The organism is Citrobacter sp. RHB25-C09, from assembly GCF_013836145.1.
GTDB lineage: Bacteria > Pseudomonadota > Gammaproteobacteria > Enterobacterales > Enterobacteriaceae > Citrobacter_A.
In genome coordinates, this window is record NZ_CP057483.1 from 1,868,264 (window position 1) to 1,892,513 (window position 24,250).

Below are 24,250 nucleotides of genomic sequence, written 5' to 3' on the forward strand. Positions count from 1 at the left end.
CGTTGGTCAACGAACGACTAAAACCGGGCATTGCGCGTGGCGGACAACGGCCGATGCGGTAGAACCCAGCAGGTAGGTCGAGAAACCCGGTCGGTGCGAGGCAATAATAATCAGATCGGCACTGAGCGAATCAGCCAGCTTCAGGATCTGATCCTTCGGAGGGCCATAGACAATATGTTTCTGGACTCTGCCTTCAGGGATATTAAATTGCTGTACTATCTCATCCAGCTTCTCTAAAGCTTTTTCCTTTATTCCATTCTTATCCGGAAACTCCCCCGAATAGGCGAGTCCGAGAGAAGCATAAAAGGGGACGGAGGGGATAACTGCCAGAAAATGGACTTGCGCGGTTTTAGCATGAGCTTCGACTTGAGGAATGAGCTGACGCGTCAAATCGACTTCTGTGACATCAATAGGAACCAGAACGGAACGATACATAATCATTACCTCCTGTTTTTTATTAACATCTTAATCATATCGGATTTATGATTGAATGAATAATGACCAGATCAAAGTTATGATCAACAATCATCAGAAGAATGAAATCCACTGTTAACTGGCGATATCACTCATCCTGTGCAGACTTATCTACTTACCTTAATGAAATAAGGAGTGAGTTATGCAAACAGAGAATCAAGAATGTATCGATCTGTGTTACGCATGCGCGACGGCGTGCGATCGGTGTGCCGCGGCATGTCTGGAAGAGGCCGATATTGCGATGATGAAGAACTGCCTTCGCCTGGATACTCAATGCGCGGCAATATGCCGTCTGGCAGCGCAGTTTATGGCGCTGGGTAGCGATCATCTCAGCCAGGTCTGTCGTTTGTGTGCGGATTTGTGCAAAGCCTGTGCGCAGGAATGTACGAAACACGAACACGACCATTGCCAGAACTGCGCCCGTGCCTGTAACGCCTGCGCTGATGCCTGTCTGAAAATGATCGCCTGATGCTTATACCCGCCAGCATTCAGAAGCAAGTAAATACCGCCTGCGCTGTTATCAGCCGGATCCTGGGGCGCAATCTGTTGGCGATTCACCTTTACGGCTCTGCTGTGGAAGGCGGGCTGAAGCCCTGGAGCGATATTGATCTTCTGGTCACCACGCACCAGCCGCTGACGCCAGAGCAGCGAAAAGCGCTGATGGAGGAAATACTTCCGCTATCAGCCTCGCCAGGCACGTCGACGTGCTGGCGGGCGCTAGAGGTCACGGTGGTTGTTTATGCCGTCGTAGCGCCCTGGCGCTTTCCACCGCAACGAGAGATGCAGTTTGGCGAGTGGCTGCGTGAGGATATTCGTTCCGGGATTTATGAGCCCGCGCAGCCGGACTGCGATCTGGCGATATTACTGACGCATGTGCGCAATGCCAGCGTTGCCGTCGTGGGCGAGCGTGCCGATACGCTGTTTGAACCTGTGCCTCAACGCGACCTTGTGCAGACCTTCCGCCAGACGCTTGAACTATGGCAGGCGCCGGGTGATTTACGGGGAGATGAGCGAAATATCATTCTGACCCTCGCGCGTATCTGGTACAGCGCGGTGACGGGAGAATTTACCGCGAAAGATGCGGCGGCAGAATGGCTCCTTCCACAGCTTCCCGATGAACACGCTGCGCTGCTGCAGGCGGCGCAGCGTGACTACCTGGGGCTGGACACCGTCGACTGGACGGAAGCAATGTCCGCCACCGAACGTTTTGTCCACTATGCGAAAGCGGCGATCGTCGAACAGTTACCGACCTGTGAATAACACTTTGCTGCTTTTATCAGCATTCGATTTCTCCACTCAATATTTTTTCCCCCATTGGGATAAATAAAATCAATATGCTGCGCGCAAAGCGTAAGCCAGCGCCGTTTTCCCCGCTTGATCTCACTTTCTTTTAAAACTACTGTATATAAATACAGTAAATATATGGATGTGTGATTATGATGTTCTACAGCCCCGCAGATTTGCGCCAGATTGTGGCGATACCACTGTTTTCCGACATTGTGCCGTGCGGCTTTCCCTCACCGGCGCAGGACTATGTTGAGCAGCGCATCGATCTTAACGAATTGCTTATTCAGCACCCCAGCGCAACTTATTTCGTCAGAGCCGCCGGAGATTCGATGATAGACGCGGGTATTGATGATGGCGATCTGCTGGTGGTGGATAGCACTTATCAGGCGAGCCATGGCGATATTGTGATCGCGGCGGTCGAAGGCGAATTCACGGTCAAACAGTTGCAGCTACGGCCCTCTATCCAGTTAAACCCAATGAACAGCGCGTATTCACCCATCCGGGTGAGCAGTGAAGATACGCTGGATATTTTCGGCGTCGTTACGCGCATTATCAAAACGATAAAATAACGATGTTTGCTCTGGTGGATGTTAATTCCTTTTATGCTTCCTGCGAGACGGTATTCCGCCCGGATCTCAAAGGAAAACCGGTTGCCGTGCTGTCAAATAACGATCTGAGTGGTGAGAAACGTTAGTTAATCCTATGCTGTTCACATCATCTTATTCTTGATGGCGTGGGCGTGACATGAGGCTTGTATTTGCAACTCAAGATTTGACTCTGGCTAACCGCTCCTTCGAAGGCTTTCCATTACTGATTGGAGCAGATGGGTGGCCAGTTCAACCAGCACAATCCTTTCTTTGGCACATCCTCATCGAGTCAGGTGAATCACTAAGCACTCTGACCTGGGAAGCATACGGTCGGCGTTTGTATGACTACTTCGCTTTCCTGGAAGCCAATGCGCTAGCCTGGAACGATGAAACCCCAGCTCACGGCCTTAGCGTTCTTTCGAGATACAGAGATTGGTCAATCGGCGAACTAGCGCTTAATCCGCGTACTGTTAACAACCGTCTGGCGTTGATTGTGAGATTTTATCGGTGGGCGAAGCTGAACAACCTAATAAAGGTGCTGCCTTTTCGTGAGAAAAAAACTCATATTGTTCCCCACTCAGGTCTTTTAAGCCATGTAACTCGGCCTGGGAAAGAAAGAAGTAAAATTTCAATAATGCTCCGCGAGCGAAAGCGTCTAATGAAATTTTTGACCAAAGAACAAGTCAAAGTATGCCTTGCCTTAGATGCCGATCCAAGCCATCAGATACTGTTTCACCTCATGGTACGAACTGGACTTCGCTCCTGTGAAGCCAGGTCTTTTCCTCTCAAATATGTGTTTAATCCCAGGTTGAAGAATGGGCTGCGCCGTGGGCAGATGATAAGCGTTGCTCTTGAGCCTTCAGATATGCAAATTAAGTATGACCGACCCAGAATCATTGATGTGCCTTGGTCGCTAATGGAAGACATGTGGTCTTATTCCCTTCATCAACGGCAGATGCGTAATTCTAGGGGTGATGGAAGTGTTACCGCATTATTACTGACAAATGAAGGAAAGCAATACTCAAAAGATGCTGTCGTAGACATTATGAAGTCCTACGAACGTAAGTGCGGTTTCTATGTGCGTGCCCATATGCTGCGTCACACCTATGGAACTTATACTTTGCTTGCCCTTCGAAAAACTAAAGAATTTGAAGGTGAGCCACTAATGTATGTAAGAGATCGGCTGGGCCATTCAGATGTTCAAACAACGATGATCTATTTGCATCTTATCAATCAACTGGAAGCTCAATCCGTACTTGCGTATGAAGATGAAATTGACATGATGTTTATGACCACCTCTCTTAATCACGACTGAGGTAAATATATTGGCTCAGCAAAAGAACTATAAGGCAGATCTGCAACCAGGCACTAAAAATTTAGAACCTGCCGTTGAAAATATCAAAATTGACTTGCCAAGAAACCCGAGAAACCATAGGCAGATTGATCATTCTCAATACCTAGGTCTGGGTTTCGACGCTTGGGCAATTCAAAGCATTCATGTTATCAGAGCATTATTACAAGGAGGGAATTTTTCTGTCGCCACTTTAATTGGTTATTCGGTCACAGGATTGAGAAACTTTATGAAGTTTTTAAGCGCAAATCTAATTGAATCACCACCTGCTACGCCAAGTGATCTGACAAAACGAGACATGGAACGTTATATATCCTGGCTAAAAATCAAATACCCAAACGGCTCGACGGCCAAGAATTTTTATACAAGCTTCAAATCACTAATTATTATTCTGGCGGATTATGGGTTTATAGCAAACGTTCTTGACGATCTCCTACCGCCTAATCCGTTCCCCAATAATGCGAAAAATACAAAAGATGCAGATCCGTTTACCATGAGAGAGATGCAAAGGTTGCTTAGTGCATTAAAATGCGATTTTATTGATATCTATAAAGGCACGTTTCTTGGTAATGAAGCTGAGAAAATGACAGTGCTGTTGCTAATCACGGCTGCAAGGTCCGGCCTTAATACAACGTCATTATTAGAGATGGAGAGAGACGCTATAACACCACATCCTTTTCTGCCAAATCTCAAACTAATTAACACTCTCAAGCGTCGTGGCAAAGGTGCGCAGAACAAAACAATACGTCAAACAAATCTACTGGATCAATATAGCTCCATTCCACTTGATGGGGTTGCAGTCTTGAATAAGGCGCTTGCAATCAGTAAACCGCTTGTGGAGCTGGCATCAGATGAGATTCGTTCATATATATGGTTATATCGCTCAGGACAGCCTGGGGGTGAGAACAAAATTGTTGCTCTTAATCCCGGTGCTTTATACGTGTGTAGCAAAAGTATTTGTAAGCGTCATTCACTCCAAGATGATCAAGGAAATAGACTGAATGTCACTCTTAGTCGTCTGCGGAAAACAATGGAAAGCCGCCTATGGAAACTGAGTGGTGGGGACATCATCGAAGTGTCTTCGATCATGGGACATACCCCACAAGTTGCAGATAATCACTATTTGAAAATAAACGATGAAATCAAGACTGAGAGCGCGGTTTTCATTGGTGAGACTTTCCCTGATAAACTTCGTGGCACCACCATTACACCGACCCCATCAGGCGGTTGCAAAGACAGTCTTTATGGCAGTCTGGCGCCTATGGATGGCATCAATCATTGTTCTGAGTTCATTCACTGTCTTGCTTGTCCTAGCTATGCAATTGTAGGAACTTTGGAGGATTTATACCGGCTGTTCAGCTACCAACAATTCTTATATGCCGAAATAAAATACTTTCTTACTGATGAGTGGGACGCATGGCGCAGGCGGCAGTTTAATTTTATTCAGTTGATAGATGATTTCACCTCCCGAAAGTTCGATCTTGCGTTGGTCCTGCAAGCAAAGACTAAAGCTGAATCCTCTCCACACTTGTTCTGGAGTAAAAAGATCGAGTTCATGAAGAAAAAACTAGGAGGTGAAATATGAGCACAAGAAGCGTTAGTGCCATGTTGCAGGCATATGATGTCCTCATCTCCCAGCCAGCTACAGCTAATGGACTAAGTTCTGCAGAGCGGGATGCAATCGTCATCAGTGCTATTGTTAATGAAGATGGTGAAACGCTGGTTCTTAGTCGGTTTGGCGATTCGCAGTGGGATCTACGCCCGTTTTTTGATCAGGCAAACGTTTCTCATTCTTATAAATTTATCAACTGGGATATGAGCATGCCTCGGGCGCTCATTGATGACAGTAAAGCTGTTGCTTATGCTTGGTTTAAGAGAGGAATGCCTGGGTCTAAACCACCTATCGCACGGGGTATCACTACTTTTGCTGTTGCCAGCGTGATACCTTTTATTCGCTGGCTAAATAATTTGGGCGTTTCAAGTTTTGCAGAGATCATTCCAATCCATATCAGCAATTACGTTCATTATTGCAAAAGTGAGTTGAAATTAAGGCCTCTTCCGCTGTATGGCCGATTACGGATTATTGATTTTCTCTGGGTATTCTCTACCGATATGATGTTCCCCCTCAAAAATTATCCTTGGGGGAGTTCAACATTGTGGCGTATTTGCGGGATTGCCAATATAAAAGGGTTAGATGCAGAAAATAAAAACGTTGGGCGAACGGATATCATTCCTTCGGATGAACAATCCAAAATCTTCAATTATTGTGAAAAAATTGTCCAAGATATGAAGGCTGAGTTGGCTGTCTGTGGCATTGGATATCATCCTAGCGATGAACAGATGTCAATTCGTTGTAGAGACGCTGTACTATATATAGTTTCAATCACTAGCGGTATGCGCAATGACGAGGCTATTGGAATTGAGGTCGGTGCTTGGCGTAAGGAGTTAAAGAATGGCATCACCTTTTACTGGGTAGCTACAATCGAGCATAAAACAGGCAAAGGGCTAGTCGAGTATCTTGTGCCGGAACTGACATTTGAAGCACTAAATCTTTTGGCAAGATATTCCGTACCTATCAGAAAGGAGTTGGAGCAAGAGATTAGGTTGCTTGCAAAAAATCAGAATTGTTCGAATTCAACCGAACACATTCTTAGGCTCGAAAAAGCTCGAAAGGATTCGAAGAAACTATTTCTGGGACGAAACAGCCAAGGAGGAAAAATTAAGGAAGGCTACCACGTTGAAGCGCTTAGCGGCCAAGGTTCTAATGTTGCATTTGGCCGTTTAGCTAAAGCTGCTGGAAGTGATTGGCCGTTAAAGACACATCAATGCAGAAGAACATATGCAAGGTGCTTTGTGGAGTCCCGTATGGGAAGAACTTCGCTTATTTTTCTCAAGTGGCAGTTTAAACACAGCAGCATGAGCATGACCCAACTGTATGCGTCTAACCCGCAGCAAGACTTGGCACTTTTTGATGAAATCTTACAGCAGATGACAGAATACAAAATTGATTTGATCGAATCATGGCTCGATGAACAGCCTTTAGCAGGTGGCGCAGGTGAAAAAATCGTCAAGATGCGAGCTATTCCAATCAAAGACAGGGCCGCATTGCTTGCCCAAACCGTCCCACATGCAAACATTCGTGCGACTGGACACGGCTGGTGTATTGCAACAGAGCGAGGTTGTGGCGGAGCCGGATTATACGAGGCAACACGCTGCCCAACATGCAAAAACGCGGTGATTGATGAGCTTTTCGCGGATACGTGGCAGGACATATACTGTCAACAGCAGGAGTTGCTCAACATCGAAGATGCTGGGCCTGCTGTAAGACAGCGGGCAGAGCGCGATTTACAGGTTGCATTAGATGTCATCACGAGCTTAGGTCTGTCTCCTATCAATGGCAATATTGACGAGGCTGGGAATGGCGATGAAGTCCATTAAGCGGCAGACTCTTGTCCGTTCGCGGTCAAACACACTAGATGTTCTTGATAAAGTCATTAATGACCTTGTCGAAGGTAACGAAAAGATTTCCATCGCTTTGGTTGCCCGAATAGCGGGCGTTACACCTGGACTCATTCATAACACCTACCCAGCGGTGGCGGAGAAAATCCGCCTCCTCATGGGTAAGTCAGTTCGCGCCCAGCGAGATTCGAAACATCAGGCGCTGATGGTTGAAAAGGAGAGGAACCGGGTGCTCCGTGCAGAGAATGACCAACTTTTAGACGAGCTGGCTCGAATTGCTTCTGTAAATCAACGCCTGTTGTTCGAAATGGACGAGTTGAAGACAGCAGGTAATAGGGGGGTTGTTTCCATTTCTTCCAAATCCCGTAATTAGTGGTTGTCATCGGATATATTGCAGTCTAGTGATATCTCTCCTCGGGAATGTGAGGCAACGGGCTTTAAGCTGCAGAGTTTTAAAAGATAATACGGATATATATCAGTAACATGTTTTGCTGTAAATTTAAAAAATCAACGGAGGATTTTTCGTGCATCTTCACTCGTATCGCCTTAAGAACTACCGACGTCTACAGGATGCTCATATTGAGCTGGCTGACGATATATCAATATTCGTAGGATCGAATAACAGCGGAAAAACCTCAGCGACTCAAGCGATTCATGCGTTCATCACGGGAGGGAGGGATCGTTTTAGCCTCTACGATTTTAGTTCCCCATGTTGGAAACGTTTTGATGAAGCGGGAAATATCAATTTAGCTGATCCAATACCCGAGGGATTCTCACTTCCGAGTATAGATCTCGATCTTTGGTTCGAGGTCGCGGCAGCAGATCTCTATCTCGTCATTCCATTGCTTCCTAGTACAGCATGGGAAGGCACTAAGGTCGGCATTAGAGTTTCCCTGACCGCGAAAAACTCTATTAACCTCATTCAAAACTTCCAGGAAGCTAAAGCCAGAGGGGCTGCACAGACAGCGGAACTGCCACAAGATTCGCAATATACACCATGGCCTCGATCCATGACGGACTATCTTCAGCGCGAACTCAAGAGCGAATATGAGTTGCGCTACTTCATCTTAGATCGCACACGATTTGATGAGACGACCTTCCAAGAGATTGGAAATTATGTTCCAGATGAATTAAGTGGAGAACCAGGCGGCGGAACAATTTTAAAATCACTTATTCATATCGATAATCTGGGTGCGCAACGACATCTTGCAGATCCTAATCCAGAAGCTGGGGGAAGATCAGAAGACTTGTCAAAGCGTTTAAGCCGCTTCTACAAACGCAACCTTAATCAAAGACAAGACGATCATGTAGCCCTTAAGGCACTATTCGACTCTGAGCAAGCGCTCAACCTTCATTTGGATGGCGTATTCAAGCCGATGCTGGATCGGCTTGCCAGGCTTGGCTATCCGGGCGTCAATAATCCGCGACTGAAAATAATGTCAGCATTAGACCCCGCTCACGTAATGAACCAGGATGCACGGGTTCATTATCAGATCGGAGATGGAGAAGAGACCGCCACTCTTCCTGACAGTTATAATGGGCTTGGATTCAAAAATTTAATCTACATGGTTGTAGAAATTTTAGACTCCCAAGCAAGATGGGCAGCGATGGATAATCGACCTCCATTGCATCTGCTTTTTGTGGAGGAACCGGAGGCTCATCTACACGCTCAGCTCCAACAGGTCTTCATCCGCAATATTCTTGAACTTCTGAACATAGAGGGAGACGACGGAAGCATTTTTGGTAGTCAGATGGTTATCACGACTCACTCGCCGCACATCCTTTACGAGCGAGGATTCAAGCCGATTCGCTATTTCCGACGCAAAAAAACTGGTACAGAACAGGTGACAGAAGTCCTCAATCTATCGGCGTTTTACCAATCTCAACCGAATGATCGTGATTTTTTAGAACGATATCTGAAGCTGACACATTGTGATCTATTTTTTTCAGATGCGGCTATTCTCGTTGAAGGTAACGTTGAGAGATTGCTCCTCCCTGTCATGATTAGAAAGAGCGCGAAGACTCTCCGCTCAGCTTGCTTATGTGTCTTAGAGGTTGGTGGGGCCTTTGGACACCGTTTCCAGTCACTCATTGAGTTTCTCGGTCTGACCACACTGATCATTACTGATATTGATAGTGTTGCTCTTAAAGCTCAGGCGATTGAGGGTGCTGAGGAGGACGAAGAACTCGAAGAATTTGATATTCCAACCGACGCGGAAGACGATCCAGCGGACCTGGCCCAAGGCAATGAGCAAGATCCAGACGGTGAATCGATGGTTCCTGCACCTAAGAAGAAATATGGCACAGCCTGCTTACCAAGTACACCGAACGCTGCAACCTCGAACCAAACTCTTATCAAATGGCTTCCTGGGAAGCTCACAATCGAAGAACTGCGTAATGCATCTGAAGCGGACAAAACTCACGTATTCGAAAACGATGCAAAGGTTCGCGTTGCCTATCAGACTGAGCGGGCTATTACCTGGAACGGAGCCACCGAAATCTTATGCGGGCGTACGCTTGAAGAGGATTTCGGCCTCGAAAACCCGAACTGGTCCCAAGCCATAGCGAGAAAGCCTTTAGGTTTAATTGTGAAAGGAGAGCCCATTAGTCCAGCAGCTCTTGCCGAAGGCCTTCATCAAAAGGTTTCGCGAAAGAGTTTCGATAAAACAAAGTTTGCGCTTGCAGTTCTCACCGAAGATGAGGAAGCATGGCATGTGCCGGTTTATATCCGTGATGGACTTGTCTGGCTGAAAGACGAAATACGGCTCGAACTCGAAACCGTGCTACCTGAACTTATCGCCGAAGAAGATGTTGTGACGGGAGGTGAGCAATGAGTAGTCGAGCAAATAAGCCAGACACCCAGGCCGACATAGACTTGCGGAACTGCCTTAGCAACGTTCCACCACGTAGCTTCATCATGAAGGCCGGCGCTGGTTCAGGAAAAACTACGTCACTGATTAAAGGCTTGGCATCGGCCATCCAAATACACGGCGATAAGCTCAAGAGGACCCGGCAGCGCATTGCCTGTATTACTTATACCGAGATTGCTGCTGGAGAGATTTGGAGGGACGTCGGTAGTGATCCTCTGGTTCATGTCTCAACGATCCACAGTTTTATGTGGCTGTTAGCTAAGCCTTTCCAGAACGATATTCGCATCTGGGTGTCTGGGCGCATCATGGAAAAAATTGATGTGCTTGAAGAAAAATGCGCAACCTATGGTCCCAGAGTCCAACAGCGGACGAAGGATAAGGACGCCCGAGATTTGGAGCGCCTCCGTCGCCAGTCGGAGCGGATAGCTACAGTAAAAGGTTTTCGATACGGAACAGGTAGCAACTACGCAAAGGGTATTCTTGGTCATGACGACATTCTGAAACTGGTCTCCTACCTTATTTCCGAACGCTCTCTCTTTCGAAGCCTTCTCGCACGCCAGTTTCCATTCGTCTTTGTAGACGAGAGCCAAGACACAACTCCTGCAGTCGTGCAAGCTTTGAAGGCCGTTGAGCGTGAACCCGGGGTCACATTCTGCCTTGGTTTCTTCGGCGATCCGATGCAACGGATATATGTCACAGGAACCGGACAAGTCGAAGCAGAGTCTACTTGGATTGACATTCCGAAACCTGAAAATTTCCGGTGTTCAACTAAGGTTTTAAACCTCGCGAATGCCATTCGTCGTGGTGGTGATGACCTCGTTCAGACCCCTGGTCAACGTCTAGGTCCAGAAGGTATCATTCCCACCCCAGAGGGTTCCGCACACCTTTTTATTTTGCCTGCTGACGAAACACGGGATGCCAATCTCGTTCGTGTACGTGAATGGATGGCAACACGAACAGGTGACGACTACTGGCGATCAGATGATAATGATCAGGCGCGAGTAAAGCTTCTTGTCATTGTTCACCAGATGGCAGCAAGGCGTTTAGGGTTTGGGGACCTCTACACTGCACTTAACTCTAAAGCCCCATCAGCGTTCAAAGATGGTTTTTTAGACGGGTCTGCATGGCCTATTTCATCGTGTGTAAAGTTTTTGATCCCGATTGCTATTGCTCATACCAATGGTCAACAACTTGAAGTGATGCGCTTGATTCGAGAGTATTCACTTCTTCTTGATAAAGAGTCTCTTGGAGGAGCGAGCGTGGCGGAACGCCTTAAGGTACTTGGCGAACTTGTTGCTTCAATCACAGCGGGCATAGCGGGACATTCCGGAGCAACAATCGGCGATCTTCTAAAACAAGTAAATTCCTCCGATTTACTAGTCCTTGACCCTCGATTGGTATCGTATCTGGATCCAAATGCAGTTCTTCCTGTTCAGCCTGAGCCAGAAGCAGGGGAGAACAATGACGACGATGTTCAAGAAGAGGGTGAAACTGACAAGGAAATGGCCTCAATGGATGCTTTCCTTGCCTGCCCCGCAAGCCAGCTTTTGCCATACCATACCTATATTTCGGAACGTTCTCCCTTTTGGACTCAGCAAGGCATCAAAGGTGCTGAGTTTGATAGGGTACTTGTCGTACTGGATGACGCCGAAAGCAACCATTTCCAATTCTCATACGAAAAATACCTCGGTCTTGAGGCTCTCTCAGATAACGACCAGAAACATATGGATGCCGGTGAAGAAACAACCATGGATCGAACGCGGCGGCTTTTCTATGTGAGTTGCACAAGGGCGTTAAAAGACCTGGCGGTTGTTCTGTTTACCGCTAATCCTGAGCAGGCCGAGGATCACATACGCCAACTTGATCTTTTTGAAGTGGAAGCCATCCACACTGGAACCGTCTTTGATCTAGCCCTGTGATCAATATTTTTGCGGGGCTCATATCGGTAGCAGAGGAATGCTCAGAAACAAAAAAAGCGGGGGTAGCACCCCGCTTTGGTATTTTTGGTAAGTAGCAACCCGAAGGCGGGACGCTTCGCCTATCTTATCTCTAACTATTGCGTATTTACAAATTCTTTGAACACATTCCCTGCTATCAGGTCTCATTATTTACAAATGGACCATTAGAAGGTAGACAAACCGACATCGCTAACTGAAGGTTGTATCTAATATTGGGAGCGGTCATTCTTGCCATAAATCCTCTCACTATTTAAAGGGAACCAACGTCTTGTTAGTTTTTCTTATAGCACTAGTGGTTGAACATTCCACTGTTCATTGTGCCCCTCTCGATAACAATCATATAAGAACAAGTCATTTCTTGTGTTTACTGGTAAATTTATCTTAGGAACATAGTACGTTGAATGGTCACTATCCTTAAGATTAATGTGAAAATGCTGATTCATAAGAGAAGATAGAGCATTATTATCATGTATCAGTGAAAAAGGACCAAACTTCGCACAAAACATAGCTATAACCCCTGAAGTTGCGTCCATCACATTTTCTAAGGTTGCTTCATTAAATGATGCATTTCGATCATGTTTAGTTTTATTGTATGCGTGATACCAGCTTAAAGACTGAGTAGGTTGCTGCGTATTCCAATTTGCATATGGTTGAAAAGTACGTAATCCATTGTAGTTTTTAAACGTTATTTCAAATTCGTTCAATCCAGCTTTAGGCAACAGTTTTACATAGTCTTGAGTTGTGTACATTCGGCTGTTTGAAGGGGGGATTCCTGCTTTTTGGAAAATTGAAGTCCATAGATTTTCAACCTCTGTACACGCAAGTATTAGTAACTCTCTACTTTTATGCCCATAAGAAGCTAAACCACTTTGACTAGGTTCCACATAGAGGAGAATATCATCAAGTTTTTCGACAAGTACACGCAACGCCTGCTCTGCTGAACGCTGCTCATATGGATCGATATTTAAGGCTATCTGAATATCGTTAGAGTAATAAAGTGAAGGACGCCAAAGATTCTCAACAGTATCACCAATAGGCAAAGATAATGGTTGGATATTTTGAGCGCCAAATACTCGTTGTACCCAATCAACTAGAGTGCCATTTTTTTTCTCAATTACTGTTAAGCCAACAGAAATTACATTCAACCCATGGTCTTTACCATATAAATGCACAAAGTGGGTTGCAGTTTCATATGCGTAACCGATTGGCTGAGATAAATGTAAAGGCTCAGCCCATCCCGGTAGGGTAGTAATTGTGTTGTTATAAAATATACCGTTCATTATTTCTCCAAAGCTAGCTGTGAAATTGTAAAAAGGCGTTCTGTATCGGTTTACCCGGCTTAATAAACTCCAGCACCACACTATGCTTTTCAGCCCACTGCGCAAGTGCCTGTGATATCAGTTCCGGCACGTTATACATTCGCATCTTTAGCGGATAGCCACGGGTTACCACGATTCTGTCCAGCACCCGCACAACACGTTGTACCGGGGTATTCAGAGCAATTTCTATCGCCAGAGTCTCACAGTTTAAATCATCCACCACATTAAATGTCCGGAAGCATTTACCACATGTCAGCGCGTCATGCATAAAATCGATGGACCAGCACTGATTGAGTGCTTCAGGTGTCGCCAGCACTGCTGGGGTTCTCACCGTCAGACGCTGCTTTCCCTTGCGGCGAAAATTCAGTTTCAGCGGACAGTAAATCCGGTGAACACGTTTATGGTTCTAGGTATTGCCCTGCCTGCGCAGCAGCTGGAACAGTTTCTTAAAACCTAAAACCGTCGCGCGGATAGCGTTCTGCCAGCTCAGTCAGCGCATGAATCACCGGTTCATCACGCCGGGTAACAGGCTGATAAAACTACACTGTCCTGCTCAGCGATAACGTCCAGCAGCTCTGGCGTAAACTCATGACAAATTATGCCGTCAGATAGCTAACGAGTTCACGTTTTATCGCTGGTTTTAAATCTTTTTTTCGATGACGTCTTAAGTGCCCGGCACTCAAGGGTGAGATCAGCAAACATCTGTTTAAGCCTCCGGTTCTCGTCTTCCAGAACTTTGATTTTTTTTATATCGGCCGCTTCCACCCCGTCATATTTCGCCTTCCAGTTGTAATAGCTGGCTTCGGATATCGCGGCCTCACGGCACACATCTGTGATGGTTCGTCCGGCTTCGACGGACTTCAGCACGGCGATGATCTGGTGCTCAGTGAATCGGATCTTACGTATAGTGATCTCCTAAGGGGATATAATCAGTATGTCGGAAGATATCTAAAAGTGAATGGTTCGTTTTACCAGGATACTTACAGTCAGACACTCCTTCGTGAAGTCGTCCACGCAGGTCAGGCACTTTATCGTGCGGCCGGTGGCCAGCGCGTACATGACGAAATCCATCGACCAGGTCAGGTTGGGCTCTGCCGAGCGGAGCCGCGGCAGACGTTCCGTTGCCAGTCCTTTACGACATCGTCTGCGTTTTACGCCCAGCCCGCTGAGATGATAAAGGCAGTACACACGCTAGTGATTAAGCTGAAGGACTTCAGGCTCTTAACCGCACCGCCATACCGCCATACTTCTTGCGTCAGGTGTAAAAGGTGGTGTAGGAAATGGCGTGCTTTACGGCAGAGTTCACGGGCAGAAATCCCGGCTTCAGCCTCGCGGAGAATACTGATGATCTGTCCGTCGGAAAAACACTTCTTCATGGGGATGTCCTCATGTGGCTTATGAAGACATTACTAACATCGCGGTGTGTTAATCAACGGGGAGCAGGTCAGATTCATACTTGGTGCCAAGTTGATAACCCAGCAGAAGCACTACCAACTATCATTGCCACGTTAGACATCCACCCCCCTACAGTAGGAAAATGCATTTTAATATAGCTTATCTTTACGCCTATAATATAAATCTCCATCAGGGCTTCAGTTCAAAATAATTTCACCTTGCCACTGGCAAGTCTGAATATCGGGTTGTGTAAGCGGGAGACAACATCTCACGTTTCATAGTCCATGATTTTTCGAACCCCTGACCTGCAAACCAAACCTTCCCTTTCCCTGACTTATTCAGTTTGTCTATAGCCCCCATTAATGCAGCGCTGTTTCTTCGTTGGGAATTATCGTCAAATAAATTTAACTGAGCCACTCCATTACTAAAAAAATCAGCAAGCATAACACCAGCCTTCATATATCGATGACCATCAATCCATACCCTCCTTAGGGCGTTCGTAGCAGCGTTTATAATGTCACGTGTATCATTCGATGGTATCAATAGTTTTACGGAAGCTTGATTTCCATAGTATATTTCGTTATCTGCATGTGGGCTTGTACGAACAAAAACGCTAACGAAACGACAAAACTGACGCTCGCCACGCAGTTTTTCCGCTGCGCGTTCGGCGTAAGCACAAATGGCCTGATGCATATCTGAGTACTGAGTTATACGGTGGCCAAAAGATCTACTACAGATGATCTGTTGTTTTGTTGGTGAAAACTCTTCTAGTTCAAGGCATTGCTCACCACGAAGTTCTCGGACGGTCCTTTCAAGCACGACATTAAAATGCTTTCTTATTATCCACAATGAGCTTTCAGCCAGATCAAGTGCTGTATTAATACCCATGGAGTTAAGTTTCTTACTAATTCTTCGACCAACACCCCACACATCCTCAACAGAGGTAAGTGCCATTAGCCTACGCTGCCGATCAATATTAGATAAATCGACAACACCACCAGTGCCACGCCATTTCTTGGCTGCATGGTTAGCTAGCTTTGCTAATGTTTTTGTTTGTGCAATACCAATTCCTACAGTTAAACCTGTATTTTTAAATACTTTGTTTTTCATTTCATGACCGAAATCACTTAATGGCATGCAGTTTATCACCCCAGATAAATTAACGAAGGCTTCATCTATTGAATAAACTTCGATCGAAGGAGATATTGCAGTTAGCGTCTGCATAACTCGCTCACTTAGATCGGAATAAAGTGCATAATTAGAACTAAATACATGAATCCTGGAACTATATGTATTGTTTTTTATTTTGAAAAAAGGTTCACCCATTTTTATACCGAGGGATTTCGCTTCAGTTGAACGAGAAATAATACAGCCGTCGTTATTGGAAACCACGACAACAGGCTTCCCCTGCAAGTCTGGCCGAAAAAGAGTTTCACAAGAAGTATAAAAACTATTTACATCTACGAGAGCAAACATGTTTATTTATGCGCCTTAATACTAAAAATCACCACCCCAAATATTTCTAATTCATCTGCATTTTGAAATGAAATCGAAGAATAATTATGGTTGTGAGGTACTAGCTGTAGATAAGGATGAGTACGAAGTTCTTTGACGGTAAACTCACCTGACACAGCAGCAATAACAATATCGCCATGTATGGCCGGAAGTGAGCGATCAACCACTAAAAGATCCCCATCGCTGATACCGGCGTCATGCATAGACTCCCCGCTAACTTTTATGAAGTAAGTGGCACTCGGGTGTCTTATCAGCAATTTATTGAGATCCAGTCTGTCCTCAACATAGTCCTGCGCAGGGCTCGGAAAGCCGCAGGGCACTTTCTCAGAAAAGAGAGGAAGTATGAGCGGGGGAGAAATCTCAGTTGGTCGGGTGAAAAGCATGATGTTGATCCTATGGCACTGTATTTATATACAGTATTGCTGAAAGCGGCTAAGGATCAAGAAACTTGTGAAGCGATTCCTGAAAGTGCTTGAAGTGTCTGTTAATTTAGTTGTGTGGTATCTAATATAGTTTTGTTGCCTGACTTAAACCCAGTTCAGCGAAACCGTAGCACTCTGACAGTAAGTCACGCCGATTCCTTGCTCTTCGATGAAGAACCAGCTCCCACCGAGTTCATTCACAGGAATTGGACGTGCATATGCGATAAGTACATCATAAAATAAAGTATTCTGCATAACCGTCATGCAATTTTTAGTTGCCAGTTCAAATATCTGAAAAACGTGCCCCTGAATCGGAGTCCTGTCCATTCAGAAACAGGGAGCGGGCCAGCTACGAGAGCGTTGGTCAAGTATCCAGAACACAGGTGGCCCTTTAATGTCTGAAGAAATCAAAAATACTGCGATCACTGCTGCAGGCTATGTCTATCAGAACAGGCAGGGGCTGAAACTGCTGTGTGACTGGCTAGATGCGCCGACACGCTATACCCGAGTGAAGTTTGAGTGTGACGACGAGGCTGTTGCTCCGACCGGGCTGGATGACATCGTCGCCGAACGCCCTAACCATCTCGTTGACCTCCAGCAGGTGAAATATACACCTAATCCTGCCGAGCACCCCCTGAATTGGGCGTGGATGTTGGAGAGGACCGGAAAGACAGCACGATCGAGGTCGATGTTGCGTAAGTGGTTTGATGCTTTTGTTAAATTGGATTCTGCTCGCGTCGGAGAGCTATCGTTGAAGACCAATCGCCGGCCAGATGCCGACATTGAGTCTTGCCTGACTGATGGAAAAATCGATTTATCCAAAGTTCCAGAGCCACGGCGATTAGAGGTTATCGCTGAACTCGGCGACGAAAAGAAATGTGAATTATTTTTCAAGCAGTTGCAGATTGTTCACAGCGATAAGAGCTTCGAATCACTTGAACACGAGATCGATGCGCGATTGCGCTTTCACGGCACACCAGAGGGAGTTGCGAACTTAAAAAACGTCGCCTTGAACTGGTCGATTCAGAAAAACTTTCCGCCGCCAGAAGGGTGGATTTCTCTGGAGCAAGTCCGCACTATTCTGCGGGCAATACCGCCGGCCCCACTGCCGGAAGATTTTGTTGTGCCTCTCGGATATGAGGTGCCTGACGAGACGTTCCACCGTGAATTCGTACGTGACACGGTTGCCGGGGCCGGGCAGACAATCGTGCTCACAGGGCCGCCTGGTCGTGGGAAGAGCACATACTTGAGCGCGATGTGCGAAGTGCTTGCTGAATCAGGGGTTCCCACGGTACGGCACCACTACTTCCTCTCGATGACCGAGCGGGGACGAGACCGTGTGAACAGCTACGTGGTTGAGCAATCGCTCGAGGCGCAAGTCAAACGGTTACATCCGGAAGTTGATGCGCCTGGTCGTGACCTGCGGGGCCTCCTCGAAGCGTGCGCAACCTACTACAAGACTAAGGGCAAGCCGTTCGTGCTGGTTCTGGACGGCCTAGACCATGTCTGGCGCATTAACAGCGCTGATAAACGGCCGCTGGACGATGTGTTCTCCCAGATTATTCCCTGCCCGGATAACATGGTTCTGTTGGTAGGCACACAGCCGGTCGACGACACTCAACTGCCTAGGGACCTCTTGTCAGTTGCACCTAAGGCTAGTTGGCGAACATTGCCGGCGATGTCCGAGAACGCCGTCCTGTCCTACCTTCACAAGGTGGTTGACGAAGGCAGGCTCTTGATCCGGTTCAACGATGAAGATCAGATAGAACGCCAGCTACAGGAAGCTGCGACCGCACTTCGCAATAAGACCAACGGCCACCCGCTGCACGTCATCTATGCCATGGCTGAGCTTGAGCACGCAGGACGAGACGTGGATAGCTGGAATATTGAGCGGCTACAGGGTGACATGACCAAAGAGGCAAAGTTCTACTACGCATCGTTGTGGGAAGAGCTGCCACCAAGTCTCAAAGACACGCTGCGATTGGTATGTGCATTTCCCTTCTTTTGGCCCAAAGCTGCTTTTCTGGAGATCTCCGCTAAGCAGGGCGCTGCGCCGCCAGATGTCGCCAAGGTGGAACATCTGCTGCACTCATCGGCTGCTGGTCTGAAGGTCTTCCATGAGAGTCTGGCGGTTTTTGTACGCTCGACCTCTGACTACGGCGAGCGTATCAAAAACCTGATACCAGCGGTGGCGATCTGGCTGGAAACTGAGGCGCCACCTTCTCTTCGCGTTAACTGGCTCTGGACGGTTCAGGCAAGGTTGGGTAATCCTGAGAATCTCATTACTGGGCTAACTCGTGACTGGATCATGCTTCGTTTAGAGGAGGGCTATCCAGAATCGCTCTTTGACACGCTGCTATCTGAGGCACTGGTCGCAGCTCTGGAGACCAACGCATTTGCAGACGCATATCGGCTCGCACACCTGCAGTCCCGGGTGGTTGGCGGCAGCGAATTTCAGATGCAGAGCGACGACATAGCCCGGCTTGTGTCATTTACCCTGACGCTGACAGCCAATGAGGGGGTTGTTCAAGAGGCTATAGCCTCGCGACACGAGACAGATATTTTGGACGTGGCAGCTCTCGGCTTAGCCTTGCAAGCACGTGGACAAACTGTACTGGCCGAGACCTGCGGTGAGGAGACCCTGCGTCGTTTTAGAGGCCTTAACCGCTTCTCCAATCGATATTCAACTAACGCGGGGGGTGACGAACTCCAGTTTCTGGTCGATGCGTTCACACGTCTTAGTGCTATCGGGGCGACCCCAGAGGCTTTTACCCAGTTAGTCCGAGAAAGCAGCCAAATAGTATGGATGCCCAGAGCCCGAATGCTGGTTGAGGATGGTTATCTGGATGACTTGATGGAAGCGGCTGTTTCGCTACAGCCTGATGTGGACACGAGTGTTCTAAGTGACTTCTGCGTTCGTGCTGCTGCAACGGCCGGAGTAAGTATCGTCGACCGCGATGACTTCAGCAAGCTGATGCGAACTCCCTTTCTTGCAGCGATGGAAGCGGCCTATAAGCGGACTTCGAAGCCATTAGATGAGGCTATTCCAGTCGAGTGGCTCAAGGGAAACTACTACGAGCATAAAGACAATCTAAATACGCTGGTACACCATTGGTTCTTCAGCAGTGTGCACCTGAGCCTGTGCATGAAAGCTGAGGATCAAATCGCCTTCGAGTTCGTACGAGCACCCAGTTACGAGGAAAGGGATAACATCAGTCACTTCCTTGATGCTCTCTCAGAGATTGCAGCCCAGGTTGCAGAGCGTTGGTGGCAAGGGGAATTTGTGGATTTTCATGAGCTATTCAATCTCCTCAAACCGTGCAAGTTCAGGCATTTTAGGCAGAGTCACAGCGCGAGTGCAGCGGCAGAGGACTTCCGGGCTGGATTGCATCGTGTTGCCTGCGACATTCGACTTGGAAGCTGCCTGCTCTTCAATCGTGACGATGTGGCACTTACTGAGTCAACCCTGACAGCGGCAGCCACATCCGAGTGGTTTGACAGTGCATCCTTCCGCACTCAGTACGCAGCAGGATTACTGACAAGGATGAGTGATGAGGCGGCCGCAGCTTTCGTCCATTCTCAACGCGTCATGCTGGATGCAGATATCCGCGAAGAGACTAGCGTGCATCTGCAGACGCCTCTGCAGTTATGCGGCATCGCTTTGGCTCATGGATTAAATGTCAGCGCACAAGAGCTTTGTAAACAGGTCTGGGAGCTAACGACCGGCTATGGACATCGTAAAGATCCCACGTTGAGTAACACGGTCGATGCTATTGGCTACCTTGTAGATGCAGCACCAGATGATGCTCGACGACTACTCAGTCTGCTTTCGCCACAAATCCATCACGTGCTGGACTACACAGACGGAAAAGGCACTAGGCACCTGCTTGAAGTTGCGGACCATCTGCTGGCAAAACTCAGCCCGATGGCTTTGGTCGTAAAATACGAGGAACACACGCACGCAGGTGAATGGTCGCATGCAGAGAACAGTCTGCGGATATATGTGCAACAGGGCGTCAGAGATGGCTGGCCGCTGGATGCACTTATGCGTACGGGAGTTCATCCCGACGTTCAGAACGAGTTAATACAGCTTGAACGCGATGGTGAGGATGGTGCCGCAGGGCAGCTAGGTGTTCTTAGGGAGCATGTCGGCTGGGACATTGGTGTGCTGCAAGGCACTGGGTCGTCTAGCAACGATAACGACAGCAATCCGTACACTGGCGATGTAACCACCTTTGCGCCAGAGGAACTTGATCAGTTGCTGGTAAGTCTGTCAACAAGCTACAACGAAAAGAAGAGAGTGCTTCGTGCTTGGTATGAGCACTGGGATCGCGCTGGGCAGGGTAAACGCTTACTCGCGGCTCTGGATGGTTTGCTGCAGTCAGACGAGGGGCGGCAAAAGGGCATCTTCGATCTGTCTGACCTTGCCTTTGAGACCAAACGTAGGCTGAGCGGCTCGAAAGCGGCGTGGAAATATCTTGTCCAGGCGCAGATTCGAAATGGCGGGTGGATGAGTTTTGTGGAGAGAGAGGAAGATACCTGTAAAAGGTTTGACATGGTAGTGAAGTACTTCCCGAGCCGTTGCGATGAGTTTGTTGATGTTACTACCTACAGCTGGTTCGGAGAGCCCGAGCTGCAGCGTGTAGCGCCGACAGAGCTGATGGTCTATTTCTATGTGCAACAAAAACGCGTAGCAGATGCCGTGAAGTTTGCCGAAATGATGGTCAACTGCGTGCGTGAAGATACCCGAACCCTGCCTCTGGAACGCCCACGTTGGGCAACAGAACTTGATGCTTCGATGACAATGGGAAAATGATGGACGACCTAAGTATTCTAATCGCCAGACTCGGCTGGCCATCAACCGCTACAAGGTGGTGGACCATGCAAGAACTTGCCGCCCGGTTGGGTGAATCAGCATCGAAAGCTACAACGGAGGCTGCGTTACTTAGGTTTCTGAGCTCTCGTAAGCTTGAGGCCGAAGTGGTGGAGGTACTTTACGTATTCTGGATAGCGGTGCAGATGCATCGTTACAAGGCGAGCCAGAAATTGGCGCAAAGCATTCCTAAACCGTCCATTCTCTCAAATCTATTGCTGGAAAGCTTTGGCCTACAGACTGAGACTCCTATAACCGGTCTGGAAGAGGTGACTGAGAGCTTCGCTATTCCACAGGATTTTAACGGTGTTCAAGGAGCGGATCTCCCACGGATTTTTCACACCACAATGGTTAACCTTGAGCATGATAGCGGCTTCCCATTTGTCAGTCAGATGGCGTTCGAGTGGTCAGTAAACAGCAATGTCTATCCAGATGCTCCTTTTCAGGGAGATCACTGGCATTTTGTGAGACCACTTGGCGACGGGTTCATCGGTCACATCTCTTCCAGGGCTGCCATACGGATGATCTCCGCCTATCTCCGCACATTGTCGGTTGCTGAAGAGTTCGGGAGCATGCCTTCAGAATTGGCGGAAAAAATGACTCTGCTGGCATTACCTGTACACCCAACTCTTGCGTTGCTCAGACCTCGACGTCCGTCTTGGTTTCCCTGCGTGACTGATTTCGATGGTGACCACGAGACAATAGGTGCAGCTGTACGCAATCTAATTGAACAAGCCTCAATCGAAAGTCCCAGAGACGAGTTGATAGCCTTCATGTCGCCCATCGTAATTTCAACTGAGCGCTGTGTAGAGGTATCGGTCGTCCGCTGGAGTCAGGTGGTAGGCGGTTGCATCAAGGATGAGAGTTTAGCCGAGTACCTAAAAGACTTTTGGAGTAACGGACAAATGCTTCAGAGTTATGCTCCAGAGCCGCTAAATACGACGACCGTCTTGATGTCGCCAGTCCTTTACTCTGTCGTGGACAGTGGGAGTAGGGCTTGGCCTCTAGCTATGCCGCTCGGTATGGACCGTTTGGGTTACCTGCAACATGATCTGTATCCAGGACGACTTTTATTGCCCACTATGCCTGGCCATGAGCTAATCGAGATCGTTCCTCATCACGGGCAATTGGAGGTGAAATCAGATAATGGGGTTGTCGCCAACCTGTATTACTGGAATGCGGGCTGGGGACCAGTTCGCCCGATGCATTTCGATGGAAACTGCGGTACGGCTCTTGTTTCTAAAGGTAAAGCCTATCGAGAGCTAACCGATTTGCCAGACCAGGATATGCGATCGTTTTACTTCTGGCGTGTACGAACACTTCATAGAAAGGGCTCCTATGAACGTTTCGAGGAAACGTTGAAATTTGGAGTGGTTTTTGTGTGATGAAGTGAATTATAATAATTTAAGTTAATGAGTTAATGAGTTAATGAGTTAATGAGTTAATGAGTTAATGAGTTAGTGAGTTAGTGAGTTAATGAGTTAATGAGTTAATGAATGTAACTGGAAACTAAGTTTGAATGTTCTATAAGACACATGGACTATTCTCATCGCAGTAAGACGGGAAAATAACTGTGTTTAGGTGAAAAACAGAAGTAATCAAATCACTGACAATGAAAAGAGCTAAAGGGAAAAAACATGTCAACACCTAAAATAGTTACACCGATAGCGTCCAATAAATTAGTTGATAAGAAGTCTTATTGGTCGATGTTTTACTACTCGATTATCGCTACAATCACACACCAAAAAACACTAACCCACCCATGGAATCCAAATTTAAAGAGCCTCGAGTCATATAAAGGACAAATAATTGAGCATTCATTTTTTTCAAATATGATTGGTTCAATTAAAAATCATGGGTTTGAATATCTTATGGCGGAATTTCTTCGTTCAGAGGAAGGTTGGGATGCTTTCATGCAATTGTGCGACTCCATACTTGAAGACCACGATATTACAAAATTCCCCATCAAATATTTCAGCATTAGCAAAACGGGTAGTGATTATCTGCGACATAGATGTCAGTTAAAACACAATACAAGGAATGTAGAGTTTTTACTTCCAAGTAAAACGAAAAACAAACAAGGAATAATAACACTCCCATTTGATATCACTGGAAAGGATATATATACCCTTATGATTGAAGATTCTGATTTATATATAGAAATAACTGATGGATATCAACGCTTCGCTTTTGTAGGTGAGGTGGAAGGTAACAATGGAAACAAAATGCTAAACAAGAAATATTTTGGAGGATTGAAAGGGCTCTATAGTACTTTCGGTATCAGTGCTTCTGACAGAAAAAAATTTGATAAATGTGATATTACTGATCCAGTTACTGTTTTGTGGAATCAAAATAGTGGTCAGTGGATATTAAACTTTAAGAAGTCTGAGGATTTTTACTGCGATTATATTACGGCAGCTGAGAACCTGAATAAATTGATAAGTGGAACTCATAAAAATTTAATGAATGAATTAAGAAAAGATACTGAGCACTTATCAGTAATTGAAATTATAATTACTCACTGGCGCTTAGATGTGCAAATTTTACTTGAAACACTATCCAAATCTATTAATCACTTGAATATCCACAATGATATATATAGTATTGATATACAAATGGATAACTCCCTTATATTTACCCCATCACAATTAACCATGCCTGATGGTGTGCAATTCTATAAAGTAAAAGAGGCAGTTTGATTTTTTATAATCTATAAAAGCTTGGGAAGTGTGTTAGCATT

Annotated in this window: 16 protein-coding genes and 3 pseudogenes; 13 read left to right on the forward strand and 6 right to left on the reverse strand. The window is 46.8% G+C overall.

All coding sequences use genetic code 11. The features are described 5' to 3' along the window. Positions 1–6: 6 nt before the first annotated feature. Positions 7–435: a universal stress protein UspF gene (gene uspF / locus HVY19_RS08680; protein WP_181684245.1), complete on the reverse strand. Its 429-nt coding sequence runs from the start codon at positions 433–435 to the stop codon at positions 7–9. 181 nt (positions 436–616) lie between these two features. Between uspF and HVY19_RS08685 the strand changes: the two genes are divergently transcribed. The 10 genes and pseudogenes from HVY19_RS08685 (at position 617) to HVY19_RS08730 (ending at position 11,947) form a co-directional block, all read left to right on the forward strand. After that, positions 617–943 carry a four-helix bundle copper-binding protein gene (locus tag HVY19_RS08685; protein WP_181683917.1) on the forward strand — a complete coding sequence of 109 codons (327 nt, stop codon included), beginning with the start codon at positions 617–619 and terminating at the stop codon, positions 941–943. Next, a complete protein-coding gene (locus HVY19_RS08690) occupies positions 943–1,734 on the forward strand; it encodes an aminoglycoside adenylyltransferase family protein (protein WP_181683918.1) in 792 nt (263 codons plus the stop codon). Before HVY19_RS08685 ends, HVY19_RS08690 begins: the two co-directional genes overlap by 1 nt. Positions 1,735–1,910: 176 nt before the next feature. Continuing rightward, a complete protein-coding gene (locus tag HVY19_RS08695) occupies positions 1,911–2,330 on the forward strand; it encodes a translesion error-prone DNA polymerase V autoproteolytic subunit (protein ID WP_181683919.1) in 420 nt (139 codons plus the stop codon). Positions 2,331–2,332: 2 nt separating this feature from the next. After that, a pseudogene (locus HVY19_RS08700) lies at positions 2,333–2,434 on the forward strand (hypothetical protein); the annotation flags it as partial. A 71-nt stretch (positions 2,435–2,505) separates the two neighbouring features. Further along, complete coding sequence (locus tag HVY19_RS08705; RefSeq protein WP_181683920.1) at positions 2,506–3,663, forward strand: tyrosine-type recombinase/integrase; 1,158 nt, start codon at positions 2,506–2,508, stop codon at positions 3,661–3,663. Between the two features lie 10 nt (positions 3,664–3,673). Beyond that, the gene (locus tag HVY19_RS08710) at positions 3,674–5,284 is read left to right on the forward strand and encodes a hypothetical protein (RefSeq protein ID WP_181683921.1); all 1,611 of its coding nucleotides are present in this window, start codon (positions 3,674–3,676) and stop codon (positions 5,282–5,284) included. Next, a complete protein-coding gene (locus HVY19_RS08715) occupies positions 5,281–7,137 on the forward strand; it encodes a site-specific integrase (protein ID WP_169516407.1) in 1,857 nt (618 codons plus the stop codon). Before HVY19_RS08710 ends, HVY19_RS08715 begins: the two co-directional genes overlap by 4 nt. After that, entirely contained in the window at positions 7,118–7,531 is a 414-nt protein-coding gene (locus HVY19_RS08720; protein ID WP_181683922.1) for a TetR family transcriptional regulator, read from the forward strand. The genes HVY19_RS08715 and HVY19_RS08720 overlap by 20 nt, the downstream gene beginning before the upstream one ends. Positions 7,532–7,682: 151 nt before the next feature. Next, on the forward strand, positions 7,683–9,992 hold the full coding sequence (locus tag HVY19_RS08725; RefSeq protein ID WP_181683923.1) for an ATP-dependent endonuclease: 2,310 nt from the start codon (positions 7,683–7,685) through the stop codon (positions 9,990–9,992). After that, positions 9,989–11,947: a UvrD-helicase domain-containing protein gene (locus tag HVY19_RS08730; RefSeq protein WP_181683924.1), complete on the forward strand. Its 1,959-nt coding sequence runs from the start codon at positions 9,989–9,991 to the stop codon at positions 11,945–11,947. Before HVY19_RS08725 ends, HVY19_RS08730 begins: the two co-directional genes overlap by 4 nt. Positions 11,948–12,267: 320 nt before the next feature. Here the strand turns inward: HVY19_RS08730 and HVY19_RS08735 are convergent, their stop codons facing one another. The 5 genes and pseudogenes from HVY19_RS08735 to umuD all read right to left on the reverse strand — a co-directional run bounded on the left by HVY19_RS08735 (position 12,268) and on the right by umuD (position 16,598). Further along, positions 12,268–13,266: a hypothetical protein gene (locus HVY19_RS08735; protein WP_169516404.1), complete on the reverse strand. Its 999-nt coding sequence runs from the start codon at positions 13,264–13,266 to the stop codon at positions 12,268–12,270. Positions 13,267–13,291: 25 nt separating this feature from the next. Beyond that, positions 13,292–14,211: pseudogene (locus tag HVY19_RS08740) on the reverse strand (IS3 family transposase); the annotation flags it as partial. Between the two features lie 75 nt (positions 14,212–14,286). Continuing rightward, positions 14,287–14,681, reverse strand: a pseudogene (locus HVY19_RS08745) (transposase); the annotation flags it as partial. A 232-nt stretch (positions 14,682–14,913) separates the two neighbouring features. Further along, positions 14,914–16,176, reverse strand: coding sequence for a translesion error-prone DNA polymerase V subunit UmuC (gene umuC, locus HVY19_RS08750; RefSeq protein WP_154929798.1), 1,263 nt, complete (start codon positions 16,174–16,176; stop codon positions 14,914–14,916). 2 nt (positions 16,177–16,178) lie between these two features. Further along, positions 16,179–16,598 (reverse strand): translesion error-prone DNA polymerase V autoproteolytic subunit, encoded by a 420-nt coding sequence (gene umuD, locus HVY19_RS08755; RefSeq protein WP_154929800.1) that lies wholly within the window; start codon positions 16,596–16,598, stop codon positions 16,179–16,181. 433 nt (positions 16,599–17,031) lie between these two features. Here umuD and HVY19_RS08760 point away from each other — a divergent pair, with 433 nt between their 5' ends. The 3 genes from HVY19_RS08760 to HVY19_RS08770 all read left to right on the forward strand — a co-directional run bounded on the left by HVY19_RS08760 (position 17,032) and on the right by HVY19_RS08770 (position 24,209). Continuing rightward, positions 17,032–21,453, forward strand: coding sequence for an ATP-binding protein (locus HVY19_RS08760; protein WP_181683925.1), 4,422 nt, complete (start codon positions 17,032–17,034; stop codon positions 21,451–21,453). 65 nt (positions 21,454–21,518) lie between these two features. Next, positions 21,519–22,895, forward strand: a complete 1,377-nt coding sequence (locus HVY19_RS08765) for a multidrug DMT transporter permease (protein ID WP_249419102.1) — start codon at positions 21,519–21,521, stop codon at positions 22,893–22,895. Between the two features lie 252 nt (positions 22,896–23,147). Further along, entirely contained in the window at positions 23,148–24,209 is a 1,062-nt protein-coding gene (locus HVY19_RS08770; protein ID WP_154929804.1) for a hypothetical protein, read from the forward strand. The last annotated feature ends 41 nt before the right edge of the window (positions 24,210–24,250 follow it).